Origin of the sequence: Streptomyces sp. NBC_00663 (assembly GCF_036226885.1) — a bacterium.
Lineage (GTDB): Bacteria > Actinomycetota > Actinomycetes > Streptomycetales > Streptomycetaceae > Streptomyces.
In genome coordinates this window covers 6181129-6196557 of sequence record NZ_CP109027.1, presented here as the reverse complement: position 1 = coordinate 6196557, position 15429 = coordinate 6181129, and the positions used below count along the sequence as shown (strand labels likewise).

The window sequence follows — 15429 nt, the reverse complement described above, 5'->3', positions numbered from 1 at the left end:
GGGGGAAGGGTTGCACGATGTCTGAAGAATTTTTTCAGGCCGTCGGGCCGCCCAGGATGTGGTCCAGCAGATCGGGCAGTCCCTCCCCGGTGTCGGGGTCTATCTCGTAGTAGCTGACCGAGCCCTCGCCGAGGAAGTCGGGCAGGTCGGCGTAGCTGTAGCCGGGGAAGATCACCAGCAGGATGCGCCGGTACCAGTTCCGGTCGTGGTACCGCTGCTGAAGGATGTAGTCCGCCTCGAACGCGACACCGTCCCCCACGCCGGGGTCCTCCTTGTGGTGGGCGCGGCGCTTGTACGTGGGTGAGGCGATCACCAGGATGAAGTTCGCCTGCCGGTACTGCTCCCCCATCCACCGCGGCCAGAACTGCGGCCCGCGGGCCCTGGTCTGGTCGAGGATCACGTCGACGCCCTCTTCACTCAGCCGGTCGTTCAGGGCGCGTACGCGGCGGGCGTGGACACCGCCGTCGTTCTCCTCGTGGGCGTACGAGAAGAAGACGCGCGGTGCGCCCGTGCCCTCGGCCGGTGCCGGTGTCCTGGGTGCGAGGACGGACGCCGGTGCTCTGGGGGCGGGAACCGGCGTCGGGGGCTGCCCTGCGCGGGGGCGGGGGAAGGCCGCCGGCAGGACGGGGCGGCTCGCCGGGGCCAGGTCCGGTGGGCGATTCTTGTGCCCGGCACACACACGTGCCGCCAGCTCCTGGAGGGCCGTGGCGTATTCCTCGGAGTTCCAGCCCAGGTTGTCGATGATGTCGAACAGACCTTTGCGGGCGTAGGCGTCGTGGGGGTCGGCGAGCACCGGGGCCCAGGGCAGATCGGCCGGTGGTTCGGCCGGGAGCCAGCGCACCAGCACCGGGCTCGCGGGATGGGCGGTGCCCCGCTGGGGTGGGATCAGGTGGAGCCGGTGCTGGAAGAGCGCCCAGTCCCGTCCGCAGCCGGGGTCCGTGTAGTAGTCCGGCGAGCAGAGCGCGACCAGGACACCGGTCTCGGCGACCAGGTCACTGTTCGCGGCCCCCTGTCCGCCGCGGCATATCTCCGTGTCGATCTCATGCCCGCTCAGTTCGCGGACCGCTCGCGTCAGATCGCCGTGGAATCGCCACACATAGTTCTCGTTCTCCGCCTGCGCGAAACTGGTGATGAAGTAGTTCGACATGGCCTGCCCCCTCAACTCCCCTGTGCCCCGTGCCACCCCGGGCCACCCCAAAGGCCCTCTGATGTTGGCCAGTTGAGACCTCGCCGGTGATCAGCGGTTCTGCGTACGGTGGGTGGGGGACGTCTACGAGAGCCATGCCGCCGACGATTGCGGCCTGGAGATGCACCGGCCCCCTGGAGTTGATCGGGGGGTTCAGGGTGGAAGACCTGTCGGAGTATCGGAATTCTGTCGGGGGCGTCGTATGCCCACCCGTTCAGCCATGGGCCGACAGTACGGCATTCGGCGAGATGTGGAACAGGCGCCGAGGACCTACTTGGAACGACACTTCCCCACCCGTAACACCTTGGCCAAAGCCTATTGTTTCAGTGACGCCCGAGGGGCGTACCCGACTGAAGGCCTTCGACCAATTCGTCGTCAAACTACACAGTCGCTGCAATCTGGCGTGCGATTACTGCTACGTGTACGAATTACAGGACACGGGGTGGCGCGGACGCCCGCGGACCATGCCCGAGTCGGTGCGCGAACGCCTCCTGGAACGGATCTCGGAGCATGTGCGTCAACATCGGCCGTCCCACGTTCAGGTGGCGCTGCACGGCGGTGAGCCACTGCTCGCCGGACGGGACGTGATCGCCCGGTTCAGTACGGCCGCCCGGCGGGCCGTCACCTCCGCCGGCGCCGAGGCCGAGATCATTCTGCAGACCAACGGCGTCCTGCTCGACGAGCCGACCCTGGAGACGCTGCTGCACCACGACATCCGGGTCGGCGTCAGTCTGGACGGCGACGAACGCGCCCATGACCGCCACCGGCGCGGGCCGGCGGGCAGCCGGCACCCGGGCAGCCACGCACGGGTGACCGCAGGTCTCGCCCGGCTGAACAGCCCGCGCTACCGGAGCCTGTTCGCCGGGCTTCTGTGTGTGGTGGACCCGGAGGCGGGTGACGCGGCCGATGTCTTCGACGCCCTGGCGGCCCACGCCCCGCCGTCCATCGACTTCCTTCTGCCCTACGGGACTTGGGACCATCCGGCACCGGGAGCCGGCACCGGCGCCCACGGGCAGTGGTTGTGCGGCGCCTTCGACCGATGGTGGCTGACCGGACGGCCGATGCGGGCCCGGCTCTTCGAATCGATCATGGTCCAGTGCCGGTACGGTGCCGGCAGCAGCAGCGAAGTCATCGGGACCCTGCCCGCTGCCGCCGTGGTGGTCGAGTCGGACGGGGCGATCACCTGGGCGGGGGCGCTGAACGCCGTCGCGGACGGCGCCGCACAGACCGGAGGCACGGTATTCAGCCACTCCTTCGATGCCGTGCTGTCCCTTCCCGGGGCACCGGAGCACGGCGTGGCGGCACTGTGCCGCACGTGCCGGAAGTGCCCCCTGGTGACCGTCTGCGGCGCAGGACTTCGTGCTCACCGCCATGGCCGCGGCCGCGGCTTCGCCAATCCCTCGGTGTACTGCAGGGACCTCTCCCTGCTCATTCGGCACATCCAGGGGAGATTGAAAGGATGCTGACAGGCTTTGCGGAATCCGGGCGTGCGCAGGGGCGCCGACCAGCGCGAATGACGAACGCTTCACTCTCCATTGAGCGAGAGAAGACCTGATGTCGAGTTTTCCGGGGCTCAGTGAGGGAAAAAACTCCTATGCTAGACCTCAATTAGCGTGGCCGCACAAGCATGTCGAAGTCGCTGCGCAGGCCGATGTCGATGTGGGGCTATGGGGCAAAGACCAAGCCGTGGTTGTTCGGGAGGCAGGCCCTTGGGGGGTTGCAGTGGGGCCTTTGTTCTACACAAGCTATGCCAGTTCGACCGGTGACAGAGGACCGGTCGAACGGTTTCACATCGATGTCCAGAACGAGATCTACAGCGTGTTGGGTCGCGGCCCCACGCACGACGGCCGGCTGAAGCACGCGGAACCCTCTCCGGGACCCGATCCCGCGGTCCTGTCCTGCCGTTCCCTGCTGGTGCTGTACTCGTCCGAGTATCTCGAGGACCCCCAATGCGCTCGCGAGTGGTCGGTCTTCCGCGAGCGCCTGGACCGTCGCATGCGGCAGACAGGGGAGCAGCCGGACTGTCTCGTCGGCGTGGTCTGGCGGACCGACGGGCTGGTGCTTCCGCGACTGGTGGCGAACACGGGGCACATCGTCGACGAGGAGTACGAGGGCCCCGGTCTCATGGGCCTGCTCCAGGCCCCGGACCGCCGGGGCCGCTATCGAAGCCTCGTCCGGCGCGTCGCCGAACGCCTGCTCCGGGCCGCCAGAACCCCGCTGCCGGTCATGACCGAGGCGGAGAGCCGCCTGGTGCCGTCCCGCTTCGGACCGAGCCGGGCAGCGTCGCACCAGCCCGATGACACCCCCGTGTCCCGGCCGCACGACCGTGAACGGCGCGTGGTGCTTGTCCTGTTGACCGGCACCCGGGATCGGATGGCGGGACTGCGGACATCGGTCGTGGCGTACGGCGACACCCCAGAGGAATGGCGTCCCTTTCGCCCGCACAGTGACGAACCCGCCCTGTCCGTGGCCGGACGTGCGGTGCGAACCTGTGGGGCAGACCAACTGACGGTCCGTACGCCGGAGTTGGATGATCCGGACGTACTCGCCGGTGTCGACGAGTCGGCGGTCGTACTGGTCCTGGTCGATCCCTGGCTGTCGCGGGACGCGGAGTTCTCGACGCTGTGGAACCGCCTGGCCCGTGCCCGGGCGAACATCGCCGCGGTCGTCGTGGTGCTGCCCCGGCTGGACGAGGAGAGCCGACAGAGCGCCACCCGGCTGCGGGAGTCGCTGGCGATGACCCCGGCTCGGCTGCTCGGTGCCTCCCACCACGAGGTGGGCTCGCCCGAGTCGCTCACGCTCGCCGTGGCGGCCGTGATGGCCGACTCCGGCACGGGTCCGGAAGACCCGGGGCCGCCGCCGGTACCCGCGGGTGCCGTGTCCGTGGAGAGCTCCGCCGAACGCCGCATCCGCAGGCAGCGGGAGCGCGTCGGCTGGTTGAAGCGAGGAGCGGGGCCGTGGCCCCCATTACTGGGCAGAACCCCTGGCGAGTCGCTGGGCGGGGGATGAACACGTGGGGCGGGGGATGGGTACGACCGGTCGGCCAGCAAAGATCATTTCGTTCTATTCGTTCAAAGGCGGGGCGGGGCGCACCATGGCCCTGGCGAACGCCGCCTGGATCATGGCGAGTCAGGGGAAATCGGTCCTGGTCGTGGACTGGGACCTGGAAGCGCCCGGCCTCCACCTGTACTACGGGGCCTATCTCCCCGTGGCCGACCTAAGCCACGGCTCGGGAGTGCTGGACATGTTCTCCGCGTTCGCCGACGCCGCCACCACCGGCGCGGAGATCCCGGAGGACCTACGGGCCCTGCACGCCGAGCACACCAATTTCGACCGTTACCGGGTCAGGCTCGACCACCGGTTTCCCAAAGGCGGCGAGCTCCACTACATCGGCCCCGGCCGCATGGACGACAACTACGCCAACCGACTGCACGAGTTCGACTGGGGCAAGTTCCAGGCCAGCGACGACGGCAAGGAGTTCCTGGAGGCGCTGCGGGCCCGGATGCACGAGAGTTCCTACGACTACATCCTCATTGACAGCCGCACCGGATTCTCCGACGGGGCGGGCATCTGCACCCTCATGCTGCCGGACACGGTCGTCATCACTCTCGCCATGAACCGGCAGGCCATTCAGGGGGCCCACCAGATCGCCCAGCGCATCAGACGCTCGCCCCGGCCCATCCGGCTCCACGTCCTGCCGATGCGCATCGACACCTCCGAGAAGATCAGACTAGAGCGCTGCCTGGCGGAGGCCCGCCAGGCCCTCGACCCTCAGCTGGACCTCGCTGACGAGAGCGAACTCGCCACCTACTGGGGCCATGTGCAGGTGCCGTACCGGGCGTTCTACGCCTACGGGGAAGAGCTCGCCGTGATGGAGGAGGATCCCCGCCAGGCCCACACCGTCCTCGCCGAATACGTCAAGGCCGTCGCACGCATCACGGGCGGCGACGTGAGCGAATTCAGCCCCGTCCCGCCCGCCGACGTGCTCCGCTACCACCGCCTGCTCGACTCCCTGCGGCACACCACCGCGCAGGCCACTGAACCGCAGTCCCTCACCATCGTCCACGCGCCGAACGACCGGTTGTGGGCCGACTGGATCACCGAGCAGCTGCGGCCGGTGGGCATCAAGGTCGTGGGGCAGGAGAACCACGTCGATCCCGCACAGCCCCTGCCGACCCCGGACTATGTGCTGGCCCTGCTCTCACCGCATCTGGCGGGGACGGCGGCCGAGGAGACGGTCAGGCGCCTCAACAGCGACGCGCTGCTCGGCAACCAGCCCCGGGAGCAGCAGGTCGTCCGACTGCGACTGGGTACCGCCCGGCTCGCGACGTACCTCGACTGGCCGGGCACGGCCGACCTGGCGACCCCGACGGAGGAGACGGCCCGGCGTACCCTGCTGGCCCAGTTCGGCCGACGCGCCGGAGAGGATCCGCAGCCCGCCCCCGTGGCGGGGCCGCGCTTCCCCGGCCTGACCCCGGCGGTGTGGAACCTGCCCATGCCCAACGCGGAGTTCATCGGGCGCGACGAGCAACTGAACGCGCTGCGCGCCAAGTTCGAGTTCGGCGCGGCCGCCTACTCCGCCCCCCAGGTGCTGTACGGCATGAAGGGCGTCGGCAAACGACAGATCGCCCTGGCGTACGCGCACCGCTTCGCCTCCCAGTACGACCTGGTCTGGTGGCTCCCCGCCTCGACCCCGGAGCTGGTCCGGCAGTCCTTCACCGCCCTCGCCCGGGCCCTGAACCGCGCCCACCCCGGCACCCGCTCGGGCGAGGATCTAGAGGCCTTGCTGGACGATCTGCGGCAGCACCGCCATGCCTCCCGCTGGCTGCTCGTCCTCGACGGCGCGGAGGACGAAGCGGCCGTCGAGCCCTTCATCCCGAGCGGCGGCATGGGACATGTGCTGATCACCTCCACCAACTCCCGGTGGTCGGACCGGTTCACCTCCCATCGGGTGGACGTCTTCACACCCGAGGAGAGCCTGGCCCTGCTCTGCCGCAAGCTGCCGAGCGAAAGCGACGAGGAACTGGCCCGGCTGGCCGAACGGACCGGGCACCTGGCCCTTGTCGAGCAGACCGCGGCGGCCGATCTACAGCGCTTCCCGCAGTCCATCGACGCGTACATCGCCCGGCTCGACGAGGGGGGACTGCCACGGTCCGAGGACGAGCCGGACTCCGAGTACCGCGACTTCACCCGGATCCACCGGCAGGCCTACGACGCCCTGTCGGCGAGCTCACCGGCCGCGGCGCGGATCCTGCAACTGTGCTCCTTCCTTTCGCCCGACGGCGTCGGACTGAACGTCATCCTGTCCAAGGGAATGCTTGCGGTGCTCGACGGCCTGGAACCGGGGCTGACCGACACCTTTGTGTTGCAGAGCCGGGTCAAGCGCATCAACGATCATGTGCTCGGTGTGCTGGACTACCGGTCCCGCACGCTGAAGGTGCACCGGATCGTGCAGGACCTGGTCCAGGGCTGGATGACCGACGAGGAGCGGGAACAGGCACGCACCCAGGCCCTAGCGGTGCTGGCCGACATGGTGCCCGAGGACATGGACCGGCACGAACCGGAGTACCGCGTGGTCTTCGCCGAGCTCGACCGGCACGTCCTGCCCTCCAAGGCGCCGGAGAGCGACGATCCGAAGGTGCACGGCTGGCTCGTCAGCCAGGTCTACCACCGCTGGACGACGGGCCGTTGGCAGGACGCCCGGGAACTGGGCGAGCTTGTCCTCGACCGGTGGCGGACCGCCCGGGGCGCCGACGACACGATGGTGCTGCGCATGGAGTCGCAGGTCGCCGCGGCCTGCCGGATGCTCGGCCAGTACCGTGACTCGCTCCGGCTGAGCAGGCACGCGGTCCACACCCAACGCCGGCAGCAGCGCCCCCGCCAGGGACCCGATCTGTACACGCTGCTGGCGAGCCGCGGTTACGCGGCCGATCTGCGGGCCGACGGCGAGTTCCGGGATGCCTTCGAGGAGGACAGCCGGACGTTCTCCGGTCTGAACCGGCTCATCGGCGGTGCGCACAACGCGACGCTGTCCGCCTCGCACAACCTCGCCTGGTCCAAGTACTTCATGGAGTCGGCGGAGGCGGCCGTACGTCAGCAGCAGTCGACGTACGACCAGCGCTGTCAGGTCATGCCCCAGGACGACCCCTGGACCTGGATCGCCTACGGCGACCTGGGCACCTTCTACCGGGAGGCCGGCCAGCTGGAGGCCTCGGAGCAGTATCTGACGGAGGCGCGCAACCAGCTCCACGCCATCGAGGGCGAGCGCTCCCCGCACACCCTGAACGTGGTGGCGAGCCTGGGTCTGACGCTGATCCGGATGGGCCGGGTACAGCACGGACAGCCCCTGTTGCAGAACGCCCACGTCGGCTTCCGCGGCCTGTGGGGCGACGACCACCCGAGCACCATGTCCTGCCACCTGGCCGTCGCCGCCGGTCTGCACGCCGAGGGCCTGACGGCGAAGGGCCGGACGGCCGAGGCGGCGGAGTACATCCGGGAGGAACTCGACCGGTACGTGCGGACGTTCGGCGACAACCACCCCTTCACCGGCATCTGCCGCAACAACCTGGCCCTGTACCTGCTCGGCCGTGAGGAGACCGCCGCGGAAGCCGCCGAGCACGCCCGCAAAGCGGTGCGCCAGCTCAAGGAGACCTTCGGCCGCGCCCATCGCTTCACGCTGGTCGCACGAATGAACCAGAACAACTGTCTGACGATGTTGGGGGAAGGGAACAATGTCGAGTGGGCCACGGAGGACGAGGACATCTACGAGGGATGTCAGCAGCCGTCCGCCTGGGGCGCCCGGCACCCCGTCACCCTGACGGCCATGGCCAACCTCCTGTCGTCCCGGCCGGAGGCGCACCAGGAACTCGTACCAGTCCTCGCCCGGCGTGTCGACGAATACTTCCCGGAGGGCCACCCGCTCGCCAGGGCCCTGCTGGCCCAGCCGTACCGCAGGGCCGGAGCCGATCTGGAGGTGCAGAGTGTCTGAACCCTCGGGCGCCACGGCCGAGGCCGCTGGGCGTTATCCCGACGGTGAGAATCCTCAGATGACCGAACTGGCCACCCGTCTACGCCAGTTGCTCAGCATCGAGGGCCTGGCCCATCTGGTCCTCTACGACGGTGACATGGCGAAGGTCGTCCTTGACGCCGATGTGTCGGGGGGCGAGGACGCCGAGGGCGTACCGCTGGTGTCCCGCTCCCATGAACAGGCGGGGCGCCACCTCTATTACATTCTCGAAGAACTCGAACCGGATTTCGCCGAGTTACGCACGGGCGCGCTCATTCGAACGGTGCTCCGGGTCCCTTCTGGGGCGATTTTCTATTACCTCGTGGAACCCGGCCTCCATCTTTATGGCGCCACGTCGGCGGTGGACCGGCTCGACGAACTCGACGCACTTTTCGCCGACTGTGTCAACGACCTCCGGATGGTGGTCAATTACAGTCCGCTGGATTTCGGTTCGTATCTGAGCAAGAAGTCGGAGACCCCCGCGCGGCCCGCCTCCTGGTCCCGGCCCGCCGAACCGGCCCCGGAGGACGGCGACGTCGTCAGCGTCAGCCACACCGCCCCCGGGGCGGTCGTCGCTCCGCTGCGGGCGGCTCTGGACGTGGACGGGCTGCACTACGTGACCTACTACGCGGGAGACGTGTACAGCGCGGACATGTTCCGCCACCCGGCGCTCAGGCGGTACTTCCTGGCCACGACCCCGCAGCGCCGCCGCGACAAGTACGGCCGCATGGGCCTGCTGCTGCCCGGGGTGGCCCGGCGGATGAACGCGTCGCTGAGCGCGATCCTGGAGGGAGAGGTCCTTCAGATCGTGCTCGATGTCGAACAGGGCGCCGTGTACTACCACGCCTTGCCGGACCAGCGGTACCTCGTGGGAGTCACCCTCGATCAGTCACGGGTGGCCGAGGCGGACCAGCGGGTCGGGCAGCTGGGGCGAGAGCTGACGGATGGCTGAGGAGGAGGGACCCCCGTCACCCGACGGGGGCGCCGGAGTGCGCCGGGCCGGTGGCTCCCACGCCCTCCTGCTCGCCCTTGTACTGCCTCTTCTCGTCGCGGGCGCCGGCCTGTTGGCCGGCCACTTCTGGCCCTTGGATTCCCGGGCCGGGGACGGGTTCTACGGCCACCTCACCGCCGGACTGCTCGCCGTCGGTCTCTACGGCAGTGCCGGTGGCGTGGGTCGTCCCGAGAGTCGGGGTGATGTGTACCGGATCGTCGTCGCCATCACCTTCGGGGTGGTCGTCAAGGCGGCGTTCATCGCCGGGGTGTTGTGGCTGGCGTTCCGGGGGCAGCCGGAGTATCTGGTGCTTGCCGTGGCGATGGCGCAGATCGATCCGTTGTCGGTGTCGGCGATGCTGGAGTCCCGGGACATGTCGCCGCGGGCGAAGTCACTGCTGGCGGCGTGGGCGTCGTTCGACGATCCGGTGACGACGGTGCTCGTGGTGATCCTGGGCTCGATGGTGCTCAGCGATGCCGGGAGCATCTCCTCGGGGGCGACGACGTACGCGGAGACGCTGGTCGGGAACGCGGTGCTGCTGGTGGCGGCGGCGCTGGTGTGGCTCGCGGTACGTCCGCCGAAGACGCGGCGGGGCGAGCCGGTCGGGCCGTGGCGGGCGACGGTGCAGATCGTCGCCCTGTTGGCGCTGCTGACCGTGGCCACCTGGAAGTTCCTGATGCTGGGGCTGGCGGTGTCGGCGCTGTTCTTCCGTCCCTGGCTGGGACGGTGGCTGGGGCGGGCGACGAACGTGGCGTTGTGGGTGGCCACGTTCCTGCTGGGGATGCTGCTGGCCGAGGGCGCCGACTTCCGGGTGGGTGCCCTCCTCGGGGTCGCCACGTTCGTGGCGCAGGTGCTGGTCGGGGCCGTGGTGACGCTCGGCTTCCCGGCTCGCGACCGGGTCTCGCTGTCCCTCAGCCAGCAGAACGGCATCACGGCGATCATCCTCGCCCTGCTCCTGGAACCCTCCCTCCCCCAGGCCGTCGCCGTCATCGCCCCGGCCATCCTCGTCGTGAACCTGCTGCATCTGGGGTCCAACGCGCTGCGGGACCGGATCCGGTTCGCACGGGAGGAGTTCGGGTCGTTCTTCGTGGTGACGCGGCGCGCGAGCCCGCCCGCGGGCCGCACGGCGAGCGTGGCGGGCACCGGTGGGCGGACCTCGGACCCGGGTACACCGGAGGCCCTGGGCGCGGGCAAGGAACCACCCACGCCCAGGGCCTCCTGAGCGAACGCCACCGGCGAGCCGCGACCGTCAGTCCGTGTGCTCCACGAACCGCGCCGCCGTCTCCGCCAGCACCTCCCGGCCGTCCCGTGCCCACAGTGCGTCGTTGAACAGCTCCACCTCGATGGCGCCGGTGTAGCCGGCCGCCTCGACGTAGCCCTGCCACTCGCGCATGTCGATCGCGCCGTCGCCGACCTGGCCGCGGCCGTTGAGGACGCCCTCTGGCAACGGGGTGGTCCAGTCGGCGAGTTGGAAGGTGTGGATACGGCCGGCCGCGCCCGCCCGGGCGATCTGCGCGGGCGCGTTGTCGTCCCACCAGATGTGGTACGTGTCCACCGTGACGCCGACCTGGTGGGCCGGGAAGCGTTCGGCGATGTCCAGGGCCTGGGCCAGGGTCGACACCACGCAGCGGTCGGACGCGTACATGGGGTGCAGCGGCTCGATGGCGAGGCGTACGCCGTGCTGCTCCGCGTACGGGCCCAGCTCGGCCAGCGCGTCGGCGATCCGCTCCCGGGCACCGTGCAGGTCCTTCGAGCCGGCGGGCAGCCCGCCGGAGACCAGGACCAGGGTGTCCGTGCCGAGCGTCGCCGCCTCGTCGATCGCCCGGCGGTTGTCGGCCAGGGCCGCCGCCCGCTCGTCCGGGTCGATCGCCGTGAAGAAGCCGCCGCGGCAGAGCGTGGTGACCATCAGGCCCGCGTCGCGGACCAGTTTGGCGGTCGCCTCGACACCGTACGACTGGACCGGCTCCCGCCACAGGCCGAGGTTGGTGATGCCCAACTCGGCGCAGGCGTCGGCCAGTTCCGGCAGTGACAGCTGCTTGACCGTCATCTGGTTGATGGAGAAGCGGGAGAGGTCGCCGGTCACTGGGTCACTCCGTACATCGCGAGCAGGTTCTTCATGCGCTCCTCCGCCAGCTTCGGGTCCGGGAACAGGCCCAGGCCGTCGGCGAGTTCGTAGGCGCGGGCGAAGTGCGGCAGGGAGCGGGCCGACTGGAGGCCGCCGACCATGCTGAAGTGACTCTGGTGGCCGGCCAGCCACGCCAGGAACACCACGCCCGTCTTGTAGAAGCGGGTCGGGGTCTGGAAGAGGTGGCGGGACAGGTCGACCGTGGGGTCCAGCAGGCTCCGGAAGCCCAGTACGTCACCTGTGTCGAGGACGCGGACCGCCTCCGCCGCCAGCGGGCCGAGCGGGTCGAAGATGCCGAGCAGGGCGTGGCTGAAACCCTGCTCGTCGCCCGCGATCAGCTCGGGGTAGTTGAAGTCGTCGCCGGTGTAGCAGCGGACGCCCTGAGGGAGACGGCGGCGGATGTCGATCTCGCGCTGGGCCTCCAGGAGCGAGACCTTGATGCCGTCGACCTTGTCCGGGTGGGCCGCGATGACCTCCAGGAAGGTGTCGGTCGCCGCGTCGAGGTCGGACGAGCCCCAGTAGCCCTCCAGCGCCGGGTCGAACATCGGGCCGAGCCAGTGCAGGACGACCGGCTCGGTGGCCTGGCGGAGCAGGTGGCCGTAGATCTCCAGGTAGTCCTCGGGGCCGGAAGCCGCCGCGGCGAGGGCGCGGGAGGCCATCAGGATGGCCTGCGCGCCGGACTCCTCCACGAGGGCGAGCTGCTCCTCGTAGGCCGCGCGGACCTCGGCCAGGGTCGCCGGGCCGGTGAGCTGGTCGGTGCCGACGCCACAGGCGATGAGGCCGCCGACCGCCTTGGCCTCGGCGGCGCTGCGGCGGATCAGCTCCGCCGCGCCCGCCCAGTCCAGGCCCATGCCGCGCTGGGCGGTGTCCATCGCCTCGGCGACGCCGAGCCCGTGGGACCACAGGTGGCGGCGGAAGGCGAGGGTGGCGTCCCAGTCGACGGCGGCCGGTGAGTCGGGCGAGACGTCCGCGAACGGGTCGGCGACGACATGCGCCGCCGAGAAGACGGTACGGGAGGTGAAGGGGGTGCCCGTCTTCACCGCGAACGGCTCGGTGCGGGGCTCGTACGCCCTCAAACCGCCTTTGAAGTCAGGGAGTTGGATCGTCACAGCGCGATCTCCGGTACGTCGAGACGGCGGCCCTCCGCCGAGGACTTCAGGCCCAGCTCGGCCAGCTGGACACCGCGGGCGCCGGCGAGGAGGTCCCAGTGGTAGGGGGCGTCGGCGTAGACGTGCTTGAGGAACAGCTCCCACTGAGCCTTGAAGCCGTTGTCGAACTCGGCGTTGTCCGGGACCTCCTGCCACTGGTCGCGGAAGACCTCGGTGGCGGGGATGTCCGGGTTCCAGACCGGCTTGGGGGTGGCGCTGCGGTGCTGGGCGCGGCAGTTGCGCAGGCCCGCGACCGCGGAGCCCTCGGTGCCGTCGACCTGGAACTCGACGAGCTCGTCGCGGTTGACGCGGACGGCCCAGGAGGAGTTGATCTGGGCGATGGCGCCGCCGTCGAGCTCGAAGATGCCGTACGCGGCGTCGTCGGCGGTGGCGTCGTAGGGCTTGTCGTTCTCGTCCCAGCGCTGCGGGATGTGGGTGGCGGTGAGGGCCTGGACGGACTTCACCCGGCCGAAGAGCTCGTGCAGGACGTACTCCCAGTGCGGGAACATGTCGACAACGATGCCGCCGCCGTCCTCGGAGCGGTAGTTCCAGCTCGGGCGCTGGGCCTGCTGCCAGTCGCCCTCGAAGACCCAGTAGCCGAACTCGCCGCGGATGGAGAGGATCCGGCCGAAGAAGCCGCCGTCGATGAGGCGCTTGAGCTTGAGCAGGCCGGGGAGGAAGAGCTTGTCCTGGACGACGCCGTGCTTGATGCCGGCGGCGTTCGCGAGGCGGGCGAGTTCCAGGGCGCCGTCGAGGCCGGTGGCGGTGGGCTTCTCGGTGTAGATGTGCTTGCCCGCCGCGATCGCCTTGGTGATCGCCTCCTCGCGGGCCGAGGTGACCTGGGCGTCGAAGTAGATGTCCACGGTCGGGTCGGCGAGGACCTCGTCCACGTCCGTCGCCCAGTGCTCCAGGCCGTGCTTCTCGGCGAGCGCCTTCAGCGCGTGCTCGCGGCGGCCGACCAGGATCGGCTCCGGCCACAGCACGGTGCCGTCGCCGAGGTCGAGGCCGCCCTGCTCACGGAGGGCCAGGATGGAGCGGACCAGGTGCTGGCGGTAGCCCATGCGCCCGGTCACACCGTTCATGGCGATACGCACCGTCTTGCGTGTCACATCGATCCCTTCGTAGGCGTCGTACGCAGCGTTCGCTGCGCATTCCGTACGCGGTTGTGCGCGCCGCGTACGCCTCGACTGGTGAGCGATACAGCAAGCGCTTTCTATCTATGAAGAAGCTAGCCTCTGACCAGCGGTCTGGACAAGACCGTGACGGGGTTGAGTTGTTCGAGGGGGCGAACAACGAGGGGCGGGGGCCTTAAGGTCTGGATGGCTGCGTGGCCTGCGGGTCTGCGCGGCCTGCCGGGGTGGGTGGCCTGCGGGTCCGCGTGGCCCGCACGAAACCAATGCCCCGCGCCTGTGCGTGTACAACGAGGTACGACTGAGATGCGCGACCGGAGGACGACGAGATGACGGTGACCCTGGCGGACGTGGCGGCGCGCGCACAGGTCTCGCCCGCGACGGTGTCGCGCGTGCTGAACGGGAACTACCCGGTGGCCGCGTCGACCCGTGAGCGGGTGCTGCGGGCCGTGGACGAGCTGGACTACGTACTGAACGGTCCGGCGAGCTCGCTGGCCGCGGCCACGTCCGACCTCGTCGGCATCCTGGTCAACGACATCGCCGACCCTTTCTTCGGGATCATGGCGAGTGCGATCCAGTCGGAGATCGGCGGGCCGGGCGGGCGCGCGGGCGGTGAGCGGCTGGCGGTGACCTGCAACACGGGTGGCTCGCCGGAGCGTGAACTGACGTATCTGACCCTGTTGCAGAGACAGCGGGCGGCGGCGGTCGTGCTGACGGGTGGCGCCGTCGAGGACGCGCCGCACGCGGCGGCCGTCGCGGCGAAGCTGCGGAAGCTGGGCGAGGCCGGGACGCGGGTGGTGCTCTGCGGGCGGCCCGCGGTGCCGGACACCTCGGCGATCGCGCTGACCTTCGACAACCGTGGCGGCGGGCGGGAGCTGACCGAGCACCTGATCGGGCTCGGTCATCGGCGACTGGGATACATCGCCGGCCCCGAGGAGCGGACGACCACCCGGCACCGGCTGGAGGGGCATCGGGTCGCGCTCGCCGAGGCCGGGATCGAGGAGGATCCGCGCTGGACCGTGCACGGGCGGTACGACCGGCGGTCCGGGTACGAGGCGACGCTGGAACTGCTGCGGCGGGATCCGTCCCTCACGGCGGTGGTGGCGGCGAACGACTCCGTCGCGCTCGGCGCGTGCGCGGCCCTGCGGGACTCGGGGCTGCGCATCCCGGACGACGTCTCCGTCGCCGGCTTCGACGACCTGCCGTTCAGCATCGACGCGGTGCCCGCGCTGACGACGGTGCGGTTGCCGTTGGCCGAGGCGGGCGCTCGTGCGGGCCGGATCGCGATGGGCCGGGAGGAACCGCCGCCTGGGGGGATCGCGGTGATCCGGGGGGAGTTGATGGTGCGGGGGTCCTCCGGGGGACCGCGGGACTGATCGTGCCGCCGGTGATCGGGTGACCGGCGTCAGGGGGCCGGCCTGACTCCGAGGGGGGCCGGCGTCAAGGTGCCGGCCGAGACTCCGGGGAGCCGACGCCAAGGTGCCGGCCTGACTCCGAGGGGGGCCGACGCCAAGATGCCGGCCGAGACTCCGGGGAGCCGACGCCAAGGTGCCGGCCTGACTCCGAGGGGGGCCGACGCCAAGATGCCGGCCGAGACTCCGGGGAGCCGACGCCAAGGTGCCGGCCTGACTCCGAGGGGGGCCGACGCCAAGATGCCGGCCGAGACTCCGGGGAGCCGACGCCAGAGTGCCGGCCGAGACTCCGGGGAGCCGACGCCAAGATGCCAGCCGAGACTCCGGGGAGCCGACGCCAAGATGCCAGCCGAGACTCCGGGGAGCCGACGCCAAGATGCCAGCCGAGACTCCGGGGAGCCGACGCCAAGATGCCGGCCTGACTCCGAGGA

10 protein-coding genes are annotated in these 15429 nt (G+C 70.0%); 6 read left to right on the top strand and 4 right to left on the bottom strand.

From position 1 onward, the window contains the following. Window positions 1–34 precede the first annotated feature (34 nt). Window positions 35–1147 carry a TIR domain-containing protein gene (locus OG866_RS28325; RefSeq protein ID WP_329338972.1) on the bottom strand — a complete coding sequence of 371 codons (1113 nt, stop codon included), beginning with the start codon at window positions 1145–1147 and terminating at the stop codon, window positions 35–37. Window positions 1148–1281: 134 nt separating this feature from the next. Here OG866_RS28325 and OG866_RS28320 point away from each other — a divergent pair, with 134 nt between their 5' ends. The 5 genes from OG866_RS28320 to OG866_RS28300 all read left to right on the top strand — a co-directional run bounded on the left by OG866_RS28320 (window position 1282) and on the right by OG866_RS28300 (window position 10405). Beyond that, entirely contained in the window at window positions 1282–2652 is a 1371-nt protein-coding gene (locus OG866_RS28320; RefSeq protein ID WP_329338970.1) for an FxsB family cyclophane-forming radical SAM/SPASM peptide maturase, read from the top strand. A gap of 529 nt (window positions 2653–3181) precedes the next feature. Next, a complete protein-coding gene (fsxC, locus tag OG866_RS28315; RefSeq protein ID WP_329338968.1) occupies window positions 3182–4195 on the top strand; it encodes an FxsC protein in 1014 nt (337 codons plus the stop codon). 16 nt (window positions 4196–4211) lie between these two features. Next, the gene (gene fxsT / locus OG866_RS28310) at window positions 4212–8174 is read left to right on the top strand and encodes an FxSxx-COOH system tetratricopeptide repeat protein (protein WP_443063575.1); all 3963 of its coding nucleotides are present in this window, start codon (window positions 4212–4214) and stop codon (window positions 8172–8174) included. 58 nt (window positions 8175–8232) lie between these two features. Next, complete coding sequence (locus tag OG866_RS28305; protein WP_329338965.1) at window positions 8233–9144, top strand: hypothetical protein; 912 nt, start codon at window positions 8233–8235, stop codon at window positions 9142–9144. Beyond that, window positions 9137–10405: a hypothetical protein gene (locus OG866_RS28300; protein WP_329338963.1), complete on the top strand. Its 1269-nt coding sequence runs from the start codon at window positions 9137–9139 to the stop codon at window positions 10403–10405. Before OG866_RS28305 ends, OG866_RS28300 begins: the two co-directional genes overlap by 8 nt. A 27-nt stretch (window positions 10406–10432) precedes the next feature. On the opposite strand, the gene OG866_RS28295 is transcribed toward OG866_RS28300, so the two are convergent. Genes OG866_RS28295 through OG866_RS28285 form a run of 3 tightly spaced genes read right to left on the bottom strand, consistent with a single transcriptional unit; the run spans window position 10433 to window position 13565 of the window. Then, entirely contained in the window at window positions 10433–11230 is a 798-nt protein-coding gene (locus OG866_RS28295) for a sugar phosphate isomerase/epimerase family protein (RefSeq protein WP_329344338.1), read from the bottom strand. A 32-nt stretch (window positions 11231–11262) separates the two neighbouring features. Beyond that, entirely contained in the window at window positions 11263–12417 is a 1155-nt protein-coding gene (locus OG866_RS28290; protein ID WP_329338962.1) for a dihydrodipicolinate synthase family protein, read from the bottom strand. Further along, window positions 12414–13565, bottom strand: a complete 1152-nt coding sequence (locus tag OG866_RS28285) for a Gfo/Idh/MocA family protein (RefSeq protein ID WP_329338961.1) — start codon at window positions 13563–13565, stop codon at window positions 12414–12416. The genes OG866_RS28290 and OG866_RS28285 overlap by 4 nt, the downstream gene beginning before the upstream one ends. Window positions 13566–13915: 350 nt before the next feature. Here OG866_RS28285 and OG866_RS28280 point away from each other — a divergent pair, with 350 nt between their 5' ends. Then, window positions 13916–14962, top strand: a complete 1047-nt coding sequence (locus OG866_RS28280) for a LacI family DNA-binding transcriptional regulator (protein ID WP_329338960.1) — start codon at window positions 13916–13918, stop codon at window positions 14960–14962. The last annotated feature ends 467 nt before the right edge of the window (window positions 14963–15429 follow it).

Coding starts and splice junctions, on each gene's coding strand:
- OG866_RS28325 (WP_329338972.1), bottom strand. CDS start 1,147: ATGTCGAACTACTTCATCACCAGTTTCGCGCAGGCGGAGAACGAGAAC.
- OG866_RS28320 (WP_329338970.1), top strand. CDS start 1,282: ATGCCGCCGACGATTGCGGCCTGGAGATGCACCGGCCCCCTGGAGTTG.
- fsxC (WP_329338968.1), top strand. CDS start 3,182: ATGCGGCAGACAGGGGAGCAGCCGGACTGTCTCGTCGGCGTGGTCTGG.
- fxsT (WP_443063575.1), top strand. CDS start 4,212: ATGGGTACGACCGGTCGGCCAGCAAAGATCATTTCGTTCTATTCGTTC.
- OG866_RS28305 (WP_329338965.1), top strand. CDS start 8,233: ATGACCGAACTGGCCACCCGTCTACGCCAGTTGCTCAGCATCGAGGGC.
- OG866_RS28300 (WP_329338963.1), top strand. CDS start 9,137: ATGGCTGAGGAGGAGGGACCCCCGTCACCCGACGGGGGCGCCGGAGTG.
- OG866_RS28295 (WP_329344338.1), bottom strand. CDS start 11,230: ATGACGGTCAAGCAGCTGTCACTGCCGGAACTGGCCGACGCCTGCGCC.
- OG866_RS28280 (WP_329338960.1), top strand. CDS start 13,916: ATGACGGTGACCCTGGCGGACGTGGCGGCGCGCGCACAGGTCTCGCCC.